Origin of the sequence: Methylobacterium nodulans ORS 2060 (genome assembly GCF_000022085.1) — a bacterium.
GTDB lineage: Bacteria > Pseudomonadota > Alphaproteobacteria > Rhizobiales > Beijerinckiaceae > Methylobacterium > Methylobacterium nodulans.
Genome location: NC_011894.1, coordinates 432,778 through 451,200 on the forward strand (window position 1 = coordinate 432,778; position 18,423 = coordinate 451,200).

The following is an 18,423-nucleotide window of genomic DNA, read 5'->3' on the forward strand; positions in this document are numbered from 1 at the left end:
ACCGCAACTGCCGCGCAGACACGATCGGATCCCCATGCCGCCGAGCGACGAGACCGCCGCGACAGGTTCCGCGGCGTCCGCCCCGCCGCGTTCCGTGCTGATCGTCAACCGAGACGGCGAACCGGTGCCCGAGGGCCTGCGCGGCGCGGTCGCGGCGATCGGCAATTTCGACGGCCTGCATCGGGGGCATCGCGCCCTGATTGCGGCCGTGCGGGAGATCGCCGCTGCCGCCGGCCGCCCGAGCGCCGTGCTGACCTTCGAGCCGCATCCGCGCGAGTTCTTCGCGCCCGACGTCGGCATGTTCCGGCTGACCGACGAGGGCGCGAAACTCGCCGTGCTGGCGCGGCTCGGCATCGACGGCGTCTTCGTGCGCCGCTTCGACGCGGCGCTCGCCGGCACCAGCGCGGCCGCTTTCGTGGGGCGGCTCCTCAAGGACGAGCTCGGCCTCACCGGAGTGGTGATCGGGCACGACTTCCACTTCGGGCGGGGGCGGGAGGGAACGCCCGCGGTGCTGCAGGCCCTCTGCGCGGAGCATGGCCTCACCTGCCGGGTGATCGAGCCGGTCGCGGCCGAGTGCGGCGAGGTGCCGGTCTCGTCGAGCGCCATCCGGGCGGCCCTGGAGGCGGGCGACGTGGCCGGGGCCAACCGTCTGCTCGGCTTCCGCTGGTTCGTGCAGGGGGTGGTGCGCCACGGCGACAAGCGCGGGCGCACCCTCGGCTTCCCGACCGCCAACGTGGCGCTGCCGGCCTGCGGCCTGGCCCACGGCATCTATGCGGTGCGGGTGCGCCTCGCGGACGGCGCCCTGCGCGAGGGTGTGGCAAGCTACGGGCGGCGCCCGACCTTCGACAACGGTGCTCCCCTCCTCGAGACGACCCTGTTCGACTTCTCGGGCGACCTCTACGGGCAGAGGATCGCCGTGGAGTTCGTCGGCTTCCTCCGCGGCGAGGCCCGCTTCGATAGCGCCGAGGCGCTGGTTGCGCAGATGCACGAGGACGCGGCGCAGGCCCGTGCCCTGCTGGCGCGCGACGAGGTTCCGTCGATGCTCGGCTAATACCAACGGTCATTTTCATGTGACCGTTGGTTCCGCTCTCGCATTGTCGCCAAGCCTGTGGCTTGATATCGACAATTCGAGGTGGGTCAACGGCCCGATGCGTCAGCGCCTGTTGCGTCAGCAGCCTGGGCCGTTGGGATCATGTCCGCTCCCTATTCCGGAATGAACTCGCGCAGCGCCCGCTCGGTCTCGTCGCGGCGCGGCCGGTCGACATCGATCTCGGGCCCGTCGTAATCCGGGATCAGGATCGGGTCGGTCGGTCCCACGCTGCCGGTGGCGTCGATGTCGTCGTAGGGCGTTCCGACCTGGGGCGATCCGCTATAGGGCGCTGCGGCCCGCGGCTGCACGGCCGAGCCCCTGGCCTCGGCGGCGAGCGCCGGGGCGCTCAGTGACACCGCGAGGACGAGGATGGGGACGAGGGTGCGCATGACGGCCTCCTTCGGTCCGAATGGAGCCTCCGCAGCGTCAAGTCGCGAGACCGGCCGGCGTTCCCCGGTGCGCCCGGGACGGCAGGCCGCGACGCGGCCTGCGCATGCGCCGGATGGCGGGAGCGCTTCCCCCGCCGCCCCGCCCCTGCTAAGAGGGTCGGATGTCCGAATCGCGTCACCGGCCGAGCCCTCTGCGGCGAATTACGAGCCCGGCTTCCGCCTGAGGGCCGCGACGGCGGCCCTGCGGGGGTCGGGATGCCGTTCGCTGACCGATTGCACGACAAGGGCCCCGGCCTTGAAGCCCGCGGCGCCCGCCACACGAGCCCTCGACCATGACCGAGACCAAGCCCGCCTCCGGGCGCGACTATTCCGAGACGCTGTTCCTGCCCCGCACCGACTTCCCGATGCGGGCCGGCCTGCCCGAGCGCGAGCCGGAGATCCTGAAGCGCTGGCAGGCGATCGACCTCTACGGCCGCATCCGCGCCGCCGCGGCGGGGCGCCCGAAATTCGTCCTGCACGACGGGCCGCCCTACGCCAACGGCCACATCCATATCGGCACGGCGCTGAACAAGATCCTGAAGGACGTGGTGGTGCGGGCCGCCGGCCTGCTCGGCACCGACGCCAACTACGTCCCGGGCTGGGACTGCCACGGCCTGCCGATCGAGTGGAAGATCGAGGAGCAGTACCGGGCCAAGGGGCGCAACAAGGACGAGGTGCCGGTCATCGAGTTCCGCCGCGAGTGCCGCGCCTTCGCGGAGCATTGGCTGTCGGTGCAGCGCGAGGAGTTCAAGCGGCTCGGCGTCACCGGCGACTGGGACCATCCCTACTCGACCATGGCCTATCCGGCCGAGGCGCAGATCGCCCGCGAGCTGATGACCTTCGCGATGACCGGCCAGCTCTATCGCGGCTCCAAGCCGGTGATGTGGTCGGTGGTCGAGAAGACCGCGCTCGCCGAGGCCGAGGTCGAGTACGAGGACATCGTCAGTGACGCGATCTGGGCCGCCTTCCCGGTCGTGACCTCCGCCGACCCGGCCCTCGCCGGCGCCCACGTCGTCATCTGGACCACCACCCCTTGGACCATCCCGGCCAACCGGGCCGTGGCCTATTCCCGCAAGATTTCGTACGGACTTTATCGTGTTTCCGCCGCTCCTGAAGAGAACTGGGTCCAACCTGATTTTCGTTGCATTGTTGCTGACGAACTCGCGGGCGACGTCTTCAAGGCTGCTCGGGTCGATGCTGTGGAGCGCTTGGCCGACGTGGCGCCCGAGGCGCTGGCGGGGCTGACGCTCGCGCATCCGCTCGGCGGGTGGAACGAGGGCTACCGCTTCCCGGTGCCGATGCTGGAGGGCGAGCACGTGACCGACGAGGCCGGCACGGGCTTCGTCCACACGGCGCCGAGCCACGGCCGCGAGGACTTCGAGGTCTGGATGGCGAACAGCCGCGCCCTGCGCGAGCGCGGCATCGATGTCAGGATCCCCTACACGGTCGACGCGGACGGCGTGCTGACCGTCGAGGCGCCGGGCTTCACCGGCCGGCGGGTGCTGACCGAGAAGGGCGAGAAGGGCGATGCCAACAAGGCGGTGATCGCGGCCCTCGCCGAGGCCGGCACGCTTGTCGCGCGCGGCACGCTGAAGCACAGCTACCCGCATTCCTGGCGCTCGAAGAAGCGCGTCATCTTCCGCAACACGCCGCAATGGTTCATCGCCCTCGACGCCCCCGTGGCGTCGCTCGGGTCGAAGACCCTGCGCGAGGTGGCTCTGCGCGAGATCGCCGCCACCGAATGGGTGCCGCCGCAGGGGCAGAACCGCATCACCGGCATGATCGCCAACCGGCCGGACTGGGTGGTGTCCCGCCAGCGCGCCTGGGGCGTGCCGATCACGGTCTTCGTGAAGAAGGGCACGAGCGAGATCCTGCGCGACGAGCGGGTCAATGCCCGCATCGTCGCGGCCTTCGCGGAAGAGGGCGCGGATGCATGGTTCGCCGATCCGGACGGCGCCCGCTTCCTCGCCCCCGACCACGACCCGGCCGCCTACGAGAAGGTCACGGACGTCCTCGACGTCTGGTTCGATTCGGGCTCGACCCATGCCTTCACGCTGGAGGATCCGGTCGCCTTCCCGGGGCTCGCCGGCATCCGCCGCCGCCGCGACGGCGGCGACGACACGGTGATGTACCTGGAGGGCTCGGACCAGCACCGCGGCTGGTTCCATTCCTCGCTGCTCGAATCCTGCGGCACCCGCGGCCGCGCGCCCTACGACGTGGTGCTCACCCACGGCTTCGTCCTCGACCCCAAGGGCGAGAAGATGTCGAAGTCGCGCGGCAACGTGGTCGCCCCGCAGGACGTGATCGCGGCCTCGGGCGCCGACATCCTGCGCCTGTGGGTGGCCGCCTCCGACTACACGGACGACCTGCGCATCGGCCCGCCGATCATCAAGACCTTCTCGGAGACCTACCGGAAGCTGCGCAATTCCTTACGCTGGATGCTCGGCACGCTCGCCCATCACCGGCCGGAGGACCGCGTCGCGCCGCAGGCCATGCCGGAGCTGGAGCGCTTCATCCTGCACCGGCTCGCCGAGCTCGACGGGGAGATCCGCGAGGCCTACCGGACCTACGATTTCAAGCGGGTCGTGGCGCTCCTCAACGGCTTCATGACCGGCGATCTCTCCTCGTTCTACTTCGACGTGCGCAAGGACGCGCTCTACTGCGATCCGCTCTCCAGCACAGTGCGCCGGGCCGCGCTCACGGTGGTGGACGAGACCTTCCGGCGCGTGGTGGTCTGGCTCGCCCCCGTCCTCGCCTTCACGGCCGAGGAGGCGTGGCTGTCGCGCTATCCCTCCGAGGACGGCTCGGTCCATCTGCAGACCCTGCCGGACACGCCGTCGGACTGGCGCGACGAGGCGCTGGCGGCCCGCTGGGCGAGGATCCGGCGCGTGCGCCGGGTGGTGACCGGGGCGCTGGAGATCGAGCGCGCGAAGAAGCGCATCGGTGCGAGCCTGGAGGCGGCCCCAATCGTCTACTTGGCGGATCCCGATCTGCAGGCGGCGCTCGACGGCATCGACTTCGCGGAGATCTGCATCACCTCGGATATCCGGATCGAGGCGGGCGAGGGCCCGCAGGACGCCTTCCGGCTCGACGACGTCGGCGGCGTCGCCGTGGTCCCGGCCCTGGCCGAGGGCCGCAAATGCGCCCGCTCGTGGAAGGTGCTGCCGAGCGTCGGCAGCGATCCGGACTATCCGGACGTGACGCCCCGCGACGCGCAGGCCCTGCGCGAGTGGGATGCCCTGCACGCCAAGGCCGCGGAATGACCTCATTTCCGAGGCGGGGCCTCTCTCCCGAGCGGGAGCGGGGCCCCGCCGGGCATCCGGATCCCCGCTGAATGCGCCCCCTTCCCTTCGGCCTTCTCGTCGCGGCGGCGACGCTCGTCCTCGACCAGGCGACGAAGCTCGGCCTCCTGTTCCTCACTGACCTCCCGATCCGCCAGCCGATCGTGCTCGCTCCCTTCGCGCAGCTCGTCGTGGTCTGGAATCGCGGGGTGTCCTACGGCCTCTTCCAGCAGCACACCGAACTCGGGCGCTGGCTGCTCGTGGCGGTCTCGGTCCTCGCCGCCGTGGCCCTCACGGCCTGGATGGCGCGGACGGGCACGCGGCTCCTCGCCGGCGCGCTCGGTCTGATCGTCGGCGGGGCGATCGGCAACGCCATCGACCGCATCGCCTACGGGGCGGTGTTCGACTTCGTCCACCTGCATGCGGGCGGCTGGTCCTGGTACGTGTTCAACGTCGCGGATGCGGGCATCGTCCTCGGCGTCGCCGGGCTGCTCTACGACGCGGTCCGGGCCGAGAGGCGGAACGCCCGGGAGATCCGCTCCGACGCCTGAGCGCAGGCGCGAACGTTTGTGTGTTTCGCCCGACACAGGGCCGGCGCGCCGTTGCGTCACACACCTGCGGCGCCATACCTTCGCCCGAAACCGCGCCCAGGCCGGACCGACCGTCGAGCCGGCGGGTTTCGGGGAGACAGCATGAGAAACCAGCGCACGATCCTCGCCCTCACGGCGATCCTCTGCGGCGCGGCGCCGGGCGCCCAGGCGGAGGACGGCGTGTTCATGAAGAAGGCGCTGTCGTCCATCGGGCTGATCGAGCCGGAGCGGCCGACCATCACCTACCGCGAGCGGGCCCCCCTCGTGCTGCCGCCGAAGATGGACAAGGCCGCGCTGCCGCCGCCGGTGCCGCGCAGCGCCGTGCGGGAGGTGGCCCCGCAATGGCCGACCGATCCCGAGGCCGTCGCCCGCGCGCGCCGGGCCGAGGACGACCGCAAGCCGCGGGGCATGCGCGGCGAGCAGGGCCGCATGAGCGACAACAACACCACGCTGTCGATCCACGAGATGCGGGGAGGCCGCCGCGAGGGCGCCGGCATCCCGAAGGAGCCGGTCTACAAGCCGGGCGACAACGTGCGCGAGGCGACCTGGCTCAGCCCCCTGGAGCTGTTCAAGGGCCGCAAGGACGAGGACGCGACGCCCTCGGACGTTGAGCCGAGCCGCGACATGCTGACCGATCCGCCCACCGGCTACCGCGCGCCGCCGGGCGGCAGGCTCGTCCGCTCGGATAGCGGCCCCAAGGGCATGCCGATCAGCGACCGCGAAGAGGCCGATCCGCGCGCCTACTTGCGCTCGCGGCAGCAGTGACGCTGCGCTCCGGTCGCGGGCCAAGGGTCGCGGCAAGTGCGGGCCAAGCTTCGACCCGCGCCGAACCTTCGCCGCAGGCCGAAAAGCTTCGCGGCAGGCCGAAAAGATTGACTCAAAACGGGCGGAGGGAGGCCCTCCGCCTTAAAATGTTCTAGAAACGCATGTTCAACCGCCCCACATCCGGATGCAGACCCGCGCGGCGCGCGGGCCTGGAGGGCTTCCGTTAACGGGGGCGGTCCACCATCATCGCGGTCGGTTCCGGCGGCCCTGCTTCAAGGAAATCAGCATGCATTCCAGGACGCGCCCTCTCCTCCGCCCGACCGACAGACCCGGCCCCGCCCTGCGCCTCGATGCGGCGCCGTACGGGCGGGCCGAGGCGGGCGGGCCCGAGGTCGCGTCCTTCACCCTCGACAACGGCCTCGACGTGGTCGTCATCCCCGACCACCGGGCGCCCGTCGCCACCCACATGATCTGGTACCGCAACGGCTCGGCCGATGATCCGCTCGGCCAGTCCGGCATCGCGCATTTCCTCGAGCACCTGATGTTCAAGGGCACCGCGAAGCACCCGGCGGGCGCCTTCTCGAAGGCGGTGTCGAGCCTGGGCGGCCAGGAGAATGCCTTCACGTCTTTCGACTACACGGCCTATTTCCAGCGCGTCGCCCGCGACAACCTGAAGACCATGATGGAATTCGAGGCCGACCGGATGACCGGCCTCGTCCTCGACGACGCCGTGGTGGCGCCCGAGCGCGACGTGGTGCTGGAGGAGCGCCGCATGCGGGTCGAGACCGACCCGAGCGCGCAGCTCTCCGAGGCCATGGCCGCCTCGCTCTTCGTCCACCACCCCTACGGCATCCCGATCATCGGCTGGATGCACGAGATCGAGGAGCTGAACCGCACCCATGCGCTCGCCTATTACCAGCGCTTCTACACCCCCGAGAACGCGATCCTGGTGGTTGCCGGCGACGTGACCGGCGACGAGGTGCGGCGCCTCGCCGAGGCGACCTACGGGCAGGTCGCGCCCCGCGGCGAGCGGCCGGTGCGCCTGCGGCCCCGCGAGCCGGAGCCCCGCGCGGCCCGGCGGCTCAGCGTCGCGGATCCGAAGGTCGAGCAGCCGACGCTCCAGCGCCTCTACCTCACCCCGTCCTGCATCACCGCAAAGGACGGCGAGGGTCACGCGCTCGAACTCCTCGCCGAGGTGATGGGCGGCGGCCCGACCTCCTATCTCTACCGCTCGCTGGTGATGGAGCAGGGCGTCGCGGTGAATGCCGGGGCCTGGTACATGGGCTCGGCCATGGACGACACCCGCTTCTCGGTCTACGCCGTGCCGGCCGAGGGCGTGTCCCTCGAGAGGCTGGAGGAGGCGCTCGACCGGGCGCTGCGGCGCCTGCCCGCCGAGGCGCTGGCCCCCGAGGCGGTGGAGCGCGCCAAGACCCGGCTCGTCGCCGAGACGGTCTATTCCTCGGACAGCCAGTCCTCGCTCGCCCGCATCTACGGCTCGGCGCTCGCCATCGGCGAGAGCATCGAGGAGGTGCGCCGCTGGCCCGCCGACATCGAGGCCGTGGAGGCGGACCGGCTCGCGACTGCGGCCGAGCGCTATCTCACCCCGGCCCGCTCCGTGACCGGCTATCTGACGAAGGCCCGCGAGGCCGATGCGGCCGTCGCCTGACGGCTGCCGCCCGCCCGACCTGACACCAAGACAAGAGGTCCCCATGACCCTGGCCGACGCCGCCACCCGGACCGCCGCCCTCGCCACCCCCTCCTCCCCGGCCAAGGCCCGGTCCGTGATCGCCGCGAGCGGTGTCGAGGCGTGGCACGTCGAGTCCCCCGTCGTCCCGCTGGTCGCGCTCGCCTTCACCTTCGAGGGCGGTGCCGCCCAGGACCCGGAGGGCAAGTCCGGCGCGGTGCAGATGCTGTCGCGCCTTCTCGACGAGGGCGCCGGCCCCTACGGCTCGGACGCCTTCCAGGAGCGGCTCGCGGCGCGGGCGATCGAGCTCAATTTCCATGCCGGGCCCGACGCGGTCGGCGGCTCGCTCAAGATGCTGGTCAAGCACGCGGACGAGGCGATCGAGCTTCTGGCACTCGCCCTCGCCGAGCCCCGCTTCGACGAGGCGGCGGTCGAGCGCGTGCGCGCGCAGATGCTGGCGGGGATCCGCTACCAGCAGAACGACCCCGGCGTGATGGCCTCCCGCCGCTTCTTCTCCGAGGCCTATCCGGGCCATCCCTATGGCCGCCCCTCCGGCGGCACGCTCGAGAGCGTGGCGAGCATCACTCGCGACGACCTCGTGGCGCTGCACCGCCGGCTGATCAGCCGCGCGCGGGTCAAGGTCGCGGCGGTGGGCGCGATCGGCGAGGCGGCGCTGCAGCGCGCCCTCGACGCGGCCTTCGGGCCTCTCTCCGAGGGCGGCCCGCTCGCCGAGGTGCCGCCGACCCGGATCGCGGGCTTGGGCACCGCGGGCTCGGGCCGGCGGATCGTGGTCGATCTCGACGTGCCGCAATCGGTGATCCGCTTCGGCGCCGACGGCGTGCCGTGGCGCGACCCGGACTTCATCCCGGCCTATGTGCTCAACCATATCCTGGGCGGCGGCGCCTTCACGTCGCGGCTGTTCCAGGAGGTGCGCGAGAAGCGCGGCCTCGCCTATTCGGTCGGCACCTCGCTGGTGAGCCACCGCGCCGCCTCGATGGTCTGGGGCTACACGGCCACCAAGAACGAGCGCGTGGCCGAGGCGCTGTCGGTGATCGGGGAGGAGATCGCGCGGCTCACCCGCGACGGGCCCTCCGACGAGGAGCTGCAGAAGGCCAAGGACTACCTGACCGGCTCCTACGCGCTCGGCTTCGACACCTCGACGAAGATCGCCCACCAGCTCGTCCAGGTGGCCTTCGAGGGGCTCGGCATCGACTATATCAGCCGCCGCAACGGCCTGATCGCCGCCGTGACCCAGGACGACATCCGCCGCGCCGCCGCGCGCACCCTCGGCGACGGCCGCCTCCTGGTGGTGGCCGCCGGCCGGCCGACGGAGATCTGAGGGAGTCCAGAGGGCCGACGGCCCTCTGGCCGGGGTGCAGGGGCAGGATGCCCCTGCATCGGGCTTCGCCCGAACCCACCAAGACTCCGCCTTGGATCCGCCGAGGCCGCGGGCCCCGGACCCCATCAGGCCATCGGGTCCTCACCGGCCGGCCGCACCTCGTCCAGCTCCGGCAACAGCACCACGCTCTCCTGCTCGTTCGGGTCCGTGCGCGCGATCACGGCGATGCAGGTCTCGGTGCGGCTGGCATTGTAGGGCAGGTGCGGCACGCCGGCCGGGATGTAGACGTAATCGCCGGCCCGGTTCCACATGTGATGCTCCAGGCGCGGCCCGTACCACATGCCGGCGACCCCGCTCAGCACATGCAGGGCCGTCTCGTGCCCCTCGTGCAGATGCGCCCTCGCCCGGGCGCCGGGCGGCATGGTCACGGTCTGGAGATGGATGCCGCGCGACCCGACCGATTCGGCCGAGATCCCCGGCGCATAGGTCAGGGCCTGCTTGCCCACGAACGCGTCGCCCGCGCGGACGACGCGGCAGGTGGGAGAGTCGACGACGTCGGACATGCGCTCGCTCCGCAAGGAAGACCCGGATTCTAGCCCGGCCGCGCCGCGGAAGCGACTTGCGCGGCGGGCCACCGCCACGCTTAAAATCAGCGGCGATGTCCTCCCCTGCCCCCTGGCCGCAGCGCCAGCGCTCCGACGGCCGCGTCATGCTCGTCGCCGGCCGGATGCCGGGCGGCGCGACCCGCCTGACGGACCTCGCCGAGAGCGGCCCCTTACGCCTGCGCCTGCCGCAGATGGCGGGCGGCGCGCTCGAAGGCGTCTTCCTCAACAGCGCGGGCGGGATCGCCTGCGGCGACCGTTTCGCCATTGCGGCGGATCTCGCCCCGGGGGCGGACCTCGTCCTCACCACCACGGCGGCGGAGAAGATCTACCGCTCGGACGGCCCCGTGACCGAGATCGCGGCGGATCTCCGGGTGGCGGAGGGCGCCCGGCTCGCATGGCTGCCGCAGGAGACGATCCTGTATGACGGCGCGCGGCTGCGGCGGCGCCTCACGGCGGAGCTTGCTCCCGGCGCGACCCTGACCCTGTTCGAGGCGCTGGTCTTCGGCCGCGCCGCCCGGGGCGAGACCGTGAGCGAGGGCCTCCTCCACGACGTCTGGCGGCTGTCCCGGGCGGGCCGCCTCGTCTATGCCGACACGCTTCGCCTGGACGGCCCCATCGCCGACCAGATGGCCCGGCCGGCGATCGCCGGCGGGGCCCGGGCGCTCGCGACCCTGATCCATGTCGCGGCCGATGCCGAGGCGCGGCTCGAGGAGATGCGGGCGCTGATCGAGACGGCGGGATGCGAGGGCCTCGGCATCGAGGCCGGGGCGAGCGCCTGGAACGGCCTGCTTGCGGTTCGCCTGCTCGCCCGCGGGATCGGCCCCCTGCGGCAGGCCGCGACGCGGATCCTCGAAGGATTCCGCGGGGTTCCGCTGCCCCGCGTCTGGCAGACCTGACCCGCCCGGCGCGCTTCTTGCCTCCTGCTCAAGCCTCGTGAAGGATGCCGGGGCTTTAAGAATCTCGAGGACGCGCCCGTGCTGTTGACCCCCCGCGAGAAGGACAAGCTCCTCGTCGCCATGGCGGCCCAGGTGGCCCGCAACCGTCTGGCCCGGGGCGTGAAGCTCAACTTCCCCGAGGCGGTGGCGCTCATCACCGATTTCGTGGTCGAGGGCGCCCGCGACGGGCGCACCGTGGCCGAGCTGATGCAAGCCGGCGCGCAGGTGCTCGACGCCTCCCAGGTGATGGAGGGCGTGCCGGAGATGATCCACGACATCCAGGTCGAGGCGACCTTCCCGGACGGCACCAAGCTCGTGACGGTGCACCACCCGATCCGGGGCGCGCCTTCCGCCGAGGTGCCGGGCGCCGTGACGACGCCCCCAGGCGAGATCGTGTTCAACGCGGGCGCCCCGCGCACCGTGATCGAGGTGGCCAATACCGGCGACCGGCCGATCCAGGTCGGCTCCCACTACCATTTCTTCGAGGTGAACCCGGCGCTCCACTTCGACCGGGAGAAGGCCCGCGGCCAGCGCCTCGACATCGCGCCCGGCACGGCGGTGCGCTTCGAGCCGGGCGCGACCCGCGAGGTGACGCTGGTGCCGATGGGCGGCGCCCGGGAAGTGTACGGCTTCCGCGGCGACGTGATGGGTCAGCTCTGACCGCCCCCTCTGCTTCCGAAGGATTCTCTCCCCGTGTCCAACACGCCCAAACCCGCGAGCCTGCCCCGCGCCGCCTATGCGGGCATGTTCGGCCCGACCAAGGGCGACCGCATCCGGCTCGCCGATACCTGCCTCGTCATTGAGGTCGAGCACGACCACACCCGCTACGGCGAGGAGGTGAAGTTCGGCGGCGGCAAGGTGATCCGCGACGGAATGGGCCAGGGGCAGGCGAGCAACGCCGCCGGTGCCGTCGACACCGTGATCACCAATGCGGTCGTCCTCGATCATTGGGGCATCGTGAAATGCGATGTCGGCCTGACAGGCGGGCGCATCGCGGCGCTCGGCAAGGCCGGCAATCCGGACATTCAGGACGGCGTCACCATCGTGGTCGGGCCCGGCACCGAGGTAATCGCGGGCGAGGGCAAGATCCTCACTGCGGGCGGCTTCGACAGCCACATCCACTACATCTGCCCGCAGCAGATCGAGGAGGCACTGAATTCCGGCGTCACCACGATGCTGGGCGGCGGGACGGGCCCGGCGCATGGCACCTTCGCCACCACCTGCACGCCCGGCCCCTGGCACATCGCCCGGATGATCGAGGCCGCCGACGCCTTCCCGATGAACCTGGCCTTCGCCGGCAAGGGAAATGCCTCACGGCCCGAGAGCCTGGAGGAGATGATCCGGGCGGGCGCCTGCGCGCTCAAGCTGCACGAGGATTGGGGCACGACGCCCGCTGCGATCGATTGCTGCCTTACGGTCGCGGATTCCCACGACGTGCAGGTCATGATCCACACCGACACGCTCAACGAATCGGGCTTCGTCGAGGACACGATCGCGGCCTTCAAGGGCCGCACCATCCATGCCTTCCACACCGAGGGGGCCGGCGGCGGGCACGCGCCCGACATCATCAAGGTGGCGGGGCTTCCGAACGTGCTGCCCTCCTCCACCAACCCGACCCGGCCCTACACGCGCAACACCATCGACGAGCATCTCGACATGCTGATGGTGTGCCATCACCTGTCGCCCGCGATCCCCGAGGATCTCGCCTTCGCGGAGAGCCGCATCCGCAAGGAGACGATCGCGGCCGAGGACATCCTGCACGATCTCGGCGCCCTCTCGATCATGTCCTCGGACAGCCAGGCCATGGGCCGCGTCGGCGAGGTGGTGATCCGCACATGGCAGACCGCCGACAAGATGAAGCGCCAGCGCGGCGCCCTGCCGGGCGATTCGGCCGGCAATGACAACCTGCGCGCCCGGCGCTACGTGGCGAAGTACACGATCAACCCGGCGATCGCGCACGGCGTGGCGAAGCACATCGGCTCGGTCGAGCCGGGCAAGCTCGCCGACCTCGTCCTGTGGTCGCCCGCCTTCTTCGGCGTGAAGCCCGACCTCGTCATCAAGGGCGGCGCCATCGCGACGGCGCCGATGGGCGACCCGAACGCCTCGATCCCGACGCCCCAGCCGGTGCATTACCGGCCGATGTTCGGCGCCTTCGGCCGGGTGCCCGCCACCACCTCCCTCACCTTCGTGTCGAAGGCGGCGGTCGAAGCGGGCCTGCGCGACCGGCTGCGCGTGCAGAAGGACCTCGTCGCGGTCGAGAACGTGCGCGGCGGCATCGGCAAGCGCAGCATGATTCTCAACGACGCCACGCCGGTGATCGAGGTCGATCCCGAGACCTACGACGTGCGGGCGGACGGGCAGCTCCTCGTCTGCGAGCCCGCCGAGGTGGTGCCGATGGCGCAGCGGTATTTTCTCTTCTGAACTCAGCGCGGACGACGCGCAGCGTGTCCCCTCTCCCGCTCGGGAGAGGGGAGATGTCCGGCGGAAACGTCGCTCCCCCCCTGGACACCTGCCCCGCGATCCGATCCGATGTCGGTCGGCGGTTCCTGGTCCGCCGCATGCATAGGACCACCGGCGCTTCAGCGGGGAGAACGAGGATGCGGTCGGGTCTGACGAGACGGATGGCGGTTGCCTTCGGGGCGGCCCTGGTGCTGGCGGCCGGTCAGGCCGCCGCGCAGGACAAACGCGTGCTCAAGGCCGTGATGCATTCGGGCCTGCGCATCACCGACCCGATCATCACCACCGCCTACATCGCCCGCAACCACGGCTACATGATCTACGACACGCTCTTCGCCACGGACGAGCGTTTCGAGATCAGGCCGCAGATGGTGAAGGACTATTCCGTCAGTGACGACAAGCTGACCTATACCTTCACGCTGCGCGATGGGCTGAAATTCCATGACGGCACGCCGGTCACGGCGGAGGACTGCATCGCCTCGATCGAGCGCTGGGGCAAGCGCGACGGCATGGGCCAGAAACTCATGGAATACACCACGGCCATGAAGGCCGTGGGCGACAAGACCTTCACGCTGACCCTGAAGCAGCCCTACGGCCTCGTGCTCGCCTCGCTCGGCAAGCCGTCGTCGAACGTGCCCTTCATCATGCCCAAGCGCATCGCCGAGACGCCGGCCGACAAAAACGTGCCGGAGGAGATCGGCTCGGGGCCATTCCGCTTCGTCAAGGCCGAGTTCCAGCCCGGCCTCAAGGTCGTCTACGAGAAGAATCCCGACTACGTGCCCCGCGCCGAGCCGCCGAGCTGGCTCGCCGGCGGCAAGGTCGTCAAGCTCGACCGGGTCGAGTGGATTAACATCCCCGACTACCAGACCGCCGTGAATGCCCTCATCAATGGCGAGATCGACTACATCGAGCAGCCGCCGCACGACTTCCTGCCGATCCTGAAGGATGCCAAGGGCATCGTCATCAACAACTACAACCCGCTCGGCTTCTCCGGCATGCTCCGGATGAACTGGCTCAACCCGCCCTTCGACAACCCGAAGATCCGGCAGGCGGTGCTCGCCGCGGTCAACCAGCAGGACTATCTCGACGCGCAGATCGGCAACCCGGACTACATGCAGCCCTGCCTGGCGATGTTCGTCTGCGGCACGCCGAACGCGACCGATGCGGGGGCGCCGAAGCTCGACCCGGCACGGGCCAAGCAGCTCCTCAAGGAGGGCGGCTATGACGGGCGGCCCATCGTGATCATGCAGCCGACGGACCTCGCCATCGTGGCGCCGCTCGGCCCGGTGACCGCGCAGGCTTTGCGCAATATCGGCATGAAGGTCGACCTGCAGTCGATGGACTGGCAGACGCTGGTCGGGCGCCGCGCCAAGCAGGATCCGGTGGACCAGGGCGGCTGGAACATCTTCCACACCACCTGGGTCAATGCCGACATGCTCAACCCCATCGCCAATGTCGGGGTGAACGGCAAGGGCAAGCAGGGCGGCTGGTTCGGCTGGGCCGAGGACAAGGAGATCGAGGCGATGCGGGACGCCTATGCCCGCGAGACCGATCCCGCCAAGCAGAAGCTCATCGCCGCCGACGTGCAGAAGCGGGCCTACGAGATCGGCATGTACTTCCCGACCGGGCAGTACACCTCGCCGCTCGCGGTGCGCAGCTCCCTGAAGGGCATCCTGCAGGGGCCGGCTCCGGTGTTCTGGAACATCGAGAAGCAGTGAGGGGCCGATGCTCCGCTTCGTCGCCGGACGGCTCGTCGCCACCCTCCCGGTGATGGGCGTGGTGGCGGTGGTGGTGTTCGGGTTGCTGCGGCTCGCCCCCGGGGATCCCGCGGCGATCCTCGCGGGCGACGCGGCGACCCCGGAGCAGATCGCCGCGATCCGGGCCCGGCTCGGCCTCGACGAGCCGATGCTGCAGCAATTCGTCTCCTGGCTCTGGCGCCTCCTGCATGGGGATCTTGGCACCTCGATCATCTCGAACCAGCCGGTGACGCGGCTGATCGGCGAGCGCATCGAGCCCACGCTCGCGCTCGCCACGACCACGATCCTGTTCGCGGTTCTGGTGGCGGTGCCGCTCGGGGTGGTGGCCGCATGGCGCCACGGCACGTGGATCGACCGGGCGGTGATGGCCTTCTCGGTGCTCGGCTTCTCGGTGCCGGTCTTCGTTCTGGGCTATCTCTGGATCTTCGGCGCCGCCCTCAAGCTCGGGCTTCTGCCGGTGCAAGGCTATGTCAGCATCCGCGAGGGGTTCGGCCCCTTCATCGAGCGGCTCATCCTGCCGACGCTGACCCTCTCGGTGATCTACATCGCCCTCATCGCGCGCACGACGCGGGCGAGCGTGCTGGAGGTGCTGGGGGAGGACTATATCCGCACCGCGCGGGCCAAGGGGCTGCGCGAGCGCCGGGTGCTCACCCGCCATGCGCTGCGCAACGCCGCCGTCCCGGTGATCTCGGTGATCGGCCTTGGCATCGCGCTCCTGATCAGCGGGGTCGTCGTCACCGAGAGCGTGTTCAACCTGCCGGGGCTCGGACGCCTCACCGTCGATGCGGTGCTCGCCCGCGACTACCCGGTGATCCAGGGCGTGATCCTGCTCTTCTCGGGGTTCTACGTGCTGATCAACCTCGCAATCGACCTCACCTACCTCTTCTTCGACCCGAGGATCCGCTATTGAGCGCGTCGATCGCGGCAGCCCCCCGCCCCCGCCGCCTCCCGCCGGCCCTGCGCCATCCGGGCGTGCTGTTCGGCCTCGCGGTGCTCCTCCTGGTGCTGGTGGCGGCCCTCGCCGCCCCCTGGCTCGGCACGGTCGACCCGATCCAGCTCCGCCCCCGCCTGCGCCTGCGCCCGCCCTCCGCCGCCGCCTGGCTCGGCACCGACGCCTTCGGGCGCGACGTCTACAGCCGGGTCGTCTACGGAGCGCGGGTCTCCCTCGCCATCGGGGGCGCGGTGGCGGCGATCGCGGTGGCGGCGGGCCTCGCGATCGGGCTCGTCGCCGGCTACATCCGCTGGCTCGACGCCGTGGTGATGCGGGTGATGGACGGCGTCATGGCGATCCCGTCGATCCTGCTCGCCATCGCGCTCGTCACCCTGTCGGGCGCAGGGATCGGCACGGTGATCGTCGCCATCACCATCCCGGAGATCCCCCGCGTCGCGCGGCTGGTGCGCGGCGTGGTGCTCACCGTGCGGGAGGAGCCCTATGTCGAGGCGGCGATCGGGGCCGGCACCCGGCTGCCGCTCCTGCTCCTGCGCCACGTCCTCCCGAACACCGTCGCGCCGCTGATCGTCCAGGGCACCTATGTCTGCGCCTCGGCGATCCTCACGGAGGCGATCCTGAGCTTCCTCGGGGCCGGCATCCCCACCGAGGTGCCGAGCTGGGGCAACATCATGGCGGAGGGGCGCCAGGCCTTCCAGCTCGCCCCCTGGGTGATCCTGTTCCCGGGCCTCTGCGTCGCCGCGACGGTGCTCGCGGTCAACATCCTGGGCGACGGCCTGCGCGACGCCCTCGACCCGCGCCTCGCCCGCCGTCTCGGAGGCGTCCGATGACCGCGCCCGTGCTGGAGATCCGGGATCTGGCCATCCCGCTGCCGCTGCGCGCCGACCGGGCCTACGCGGTCGAGGGCGTCTCGCTCGCGGTCGCCCCGGGCGAGATCCTCTGCGTCGTCGGCGAGTCGGGCTCAGGCAAGTCGGTCACGGCCCATGCGGTGATGGGCCTGCTGCCGCCCGTCCTGAAACCATCGCGGGGGGAGATCCTGCTGCAGGGCGAGGACGTGCTGAAGGCCACGCCCGCCCGCCTGCGGGGCCTGCGCGGCGGCCGGATGGCGATGGTGTTCCAGGAGCCGATGACGGCGCTGAACCCGGTGCTGACCGTGGGGGCGCAGATCGACGAGATCCTGGAGGCCCATGCCGACCGGCTCGGGGCGGCCGAGCGCCGGGCGCGGGTGATCGCGCTCATGCGCGACGTGCACCTGCCCGATCCCGAGCGGATGGCCGGCGCCTATCCGCACCAGCTCTCGGGCGGGCAGCGCCAGCGGGTGATGATCGCCATGGCGCTCGCCAACGATCCGGCGCTGATCATCGCGGACGAGCCGACGACCGCCCTCGACGTGACGACCCAGGCCCAGATCCTGCGCCTCCTGCGCGAGCTGCAGGCGCGGCGCGAGGCCGGGATCCTGTTCATCACCCACGATTTCGGGGTGGTGGCGGAGATCGCCGACCGGGTCGCCGTGATGCAGGGCGGGCGCCTCGTCGAGGCGGGGCCGGCCCGCGAGGTGCTGCATCACCCGCAGGATCCCTATACCCGCATGCTGATCGCCGCGGTGCCCTCCGCGACGCCGCCCCCGCCGCGCCAGCGCCCCGCCGCCCAGGCGCCCGTTCTCACCGTCCGCGACCTGGAGAAGACCTATGGCGGCAGCCTGTTCTCGCGGGCGGGGCGCCATGTGCGCGCCCTCGACGGGGTCAGCCTCGCGCTGAAGCCCGGGGAGACGCTCGGGATCGTGGGCGAATCCGGCTCCGGCAAGTCGACGCTCGCCCGCTGCATCGCCCGCTTCGTCGATCCCAGCTCCGGGGAGATCCGCCTCGACGGCACCGATATCGCCCGGCTGTCGGACCGGGCCCTGCATCCCTACCGGCGGCGCGTGCAGGTGATCTTCCAGGATCCCTACCGCTCGCTGAACCCGCGGCGCACGGTCGGCCAATCGATCACCGAGGGGCCGCGCAACTACGGCATGGCGCGCGACGAGGCCCTGGCCCGCGCCCGCCGGCTGATCGGCCTCGTCGGGCTCGATGCCGACGCACTCGACCGCTTCCCGCACGAATTCTCGGGCGGACAGCGCCAGCGCATCGCCATCGCGCGGGCGCTCGCCATGGAGCCGGACCTGCTCATTGCCGACGAGGCGGTCTCGGCACTGGACGTCTCGGTGCAGGCCCAGGTGCTCGACCTCTTGGAGGAGGTGCGCGAGCGGCTGAACCTCGCGATCCTGTTCATCACCCACGACCTGCGCGTGGCTGCGCGCCTCTGCGACCACCTGATCGTCATGCTGAACGGCCGCGTGGTCGAGGAGGGCGAGACCGCCGCGCTCTTTTCCGATCCGCGCCACGACTACACGAAGGCGCTCTTCGCCGCCGCGCCGGGCGCGAGCGCCCTTCGGCCAGAGGCGGGCCCGCGCGCCGCGAACGCGGCGCCGCCGCAATAGGCCGCCTCAAGGAGGGCCACGGAGGCATTCGTCGCCGCTTTCGCAGCCGGCCGAGTGATCCGGT

15 protein-coding genes are annotated in these 18,423 nt (G+C 71.0%); 13 read left to right on the forward strand and 2 right to left on the reverse strand.

Annotated elements, in window-relative coordinates; genetic code table 11:
- The first annotated feature begins 34 nt into the window (after nt 1-34).
- Nucleotides 35-1,051, forward strand: a complete 1,017-nt coding sequence (locus tag MNOD_RS01910; RefSeq protein ID WP_015927142.1) for a bifunctional riboflavin kinase/FAD synthetase — start codon at nt 35-37, stop codon at nt 1,049-1,051.
- Between the two features lie 152 nt (nt 1,052-1,203).
- Here the strand turns inward: MNOD_RS01910 and MNOD_RS01915 are convergent, their stop codons facing one another.
- Nucleotides 1,204-1,479, reverse strand: coding sequence for a hypothetical protein (locus MNOD_RS01915; RefSeq protein WP_015927143.1), 276 nt, complete (start codon nt 1,477-1,479; stop codon nt 1,204-1,206).
- A 332-nt stretch (nt 1,480-1,811) separates the two neighbouring features.
- Between MNOD_RS01915 and ileS the strand changes: the two genes are divergently transcribed.
- From ileS to MNOD_RS01940, 5 genes are all read left to right on the forward strand, one after another.
- Nucleotides 1,812-4,781, forward strand: a complete 2,970-nt coding sequence (gene ileS / locus MNOD_RS01920; RefSeq protein WP_015927144.1) for an isoleucine--tRNA ligase — start codon at nt 1,812-1,814, stop codon at nt 4,779-4,781.
- Between the two features lie 71 nt (nt 4,782-4,852).
- Nucleotides 4,853-5,350 carry a signal peptidase II gene (gene lspA, locus MNOD_RS01925; RefSeq protein WP_015927145.1) on the forward strand — a complete coding sequence of 166 codons (498 nt, stop codon included), beginning with the start codon at nt 4,853-4,855 and terminating at the stop codon, nt 5,348-5,350.
- Nucleotides 5,351-5,491: 141 nt separating this feature from the next.
- The gene (locus MNOD_RS01930) at nt 5,492-6,154 is read left to right on the forward strand and encodes a hypothetical protein (RefSeq protein WP_015927146.1); all 663 of its coding nucleotides are present in this window, start codon (nt 5,492-5,494) and stop codon (nt 6,152-6,154) included.
- Nucleotides 6,155-6,440: 286 nt separating this feature from the next.
- On the forward strand, nt 6,441-7,820 hold the full coding sequence (locus tag MNOD_RS01935) for a M16 family metallopeptidase (RefSeq protein WP_015927147.1): 1,380 nt from the start codon (nt 6,441-6,443) through the stop codon (nt 7,818-7,820).
- 43 nt (nt 7,821-7,863) lie between these two features.
- On the forward strand, nt 7,864-9,177 hold the full coding sequence (locus tag MNOD_RS01940; RefSeq protein ID WP_015927148.1) for a M16 family metallopeptidase: 1,314 nt from the start codon (nt 7,864-7,866) through the stop codon (nt 9,175-9,177).
- A 125-nt stretch (nt 9,178-9,302) separates the two neighbouring features.
- Here MNOD_RS01940 and MNOD_RS01945 read toward each other — a convergent pair whose 3' ends face one another.
- Nucleotides 9,303-9,740 (reverse strand): cupin domain-containing protein, encoded by a 438-nt coding sequence (locus MNOD_RS01945; RefSeq protein ID WP_015927149.1) that lies wholly within the window; start codon nt 9,738-9,740, stop codon nt 9,303-9,305.
- 95 nt (nt 9,741-9,835) lie between these two features.
- Here MNOD_RS01945 and MNOD_RS01950 point away from each other — a divergent pair, with 95 nt between their 5' ends.
- The 7 genes from MNOD_RS01950 to MNOD_RS01980 all read left to right on the forward strand — a co-directional run bounded on the left by MNOD_RS01950 (nt 9,836) and on the right by MNOD_RS01980 (nt 18,359).
- A complete protein-coding gene (locus MNOD_RS01950; protein WP_015927150.1) occupies nt 9,836-10,678 on the forward strand; it encodes an urease accessory protein UreD in 843 nt (280 codons plus the stop codon).
- 78 nt (nt 10,679-10,756) lie between these two features.
- Nucleotides 10,757-11,377 (forward strand): urease subunit gamma, encoded by a 621-nt coding sequence (locus MNOD_RS01955; protein WP_015927151.1) that lies wholly within the window; start codon nt 10,757-10,759, stop codon nt 11,375-11,377.
- A 33-nt stretch (nt 11,378-11,410) separates the two neighbouring features.
- Complete coding sequence (gene ureC / locus MNOD_RS01960; protein WP_015927152.1) at nt 11,411-13,138, forward strand: urease subunit alpha; 1,728 nt, start codon at nt 11,411-11,413, stop codon at nt 13,136-13,138.
- A gap of 176 nt (nt 13,139-13,314) precedes the next feature.
- Complete coding sequence (locus MNOD_RS01965; RefSeq protein ID WP_015927153.1) at nt 13,315-14,892, forward strand: ABC transporter substrate-binding protein; 1,578 nt, start codon at nt 13,315-13,317, stop codon at nt 14,890-14,892.
- A gap of 7 nt (nt 14,893-14,899) precedes the next feature.
- Entirely contained in the window at nt 14,900-15,841 is a 942-nt protein-coding gene (locus MNOD_RS01970) for an ABC transporter permease (protein ID WP_015927154.1), read from the forward strand.
- Nucleotides 15,838-16,710, forward strand: a complete 873-nt coding sequence (locus tag MNOD_RS01975; RefSeq protein WP_015927155.1) for an ABC transporter permease — start codon at nt 15,838-15,840, stop codon at nt 16,708-16,710. Before MNOD_RS01970 ends, MNOD_RS01975 begins: the two co-directional genes overlap by 4 nt.
- Nucleotides 16,707-18,359: an ABC transporter ATP-binding protein gene (locus MNOD_RS01980; RefSeq protein WP_015927156.1), complete on the forward strand. Its 1,653-nt coding sequence runs from the start codon at nt 16,707-16,709 to the stop codon at nt 18,357-18,359. Before MNOD_RS01975 ends, MNOD_RS01980 begins: the two co-directional genes overlap by 4 nt.
- Nucleotides 18,360-18,423 lie beyond the last annotated feature (64 nt).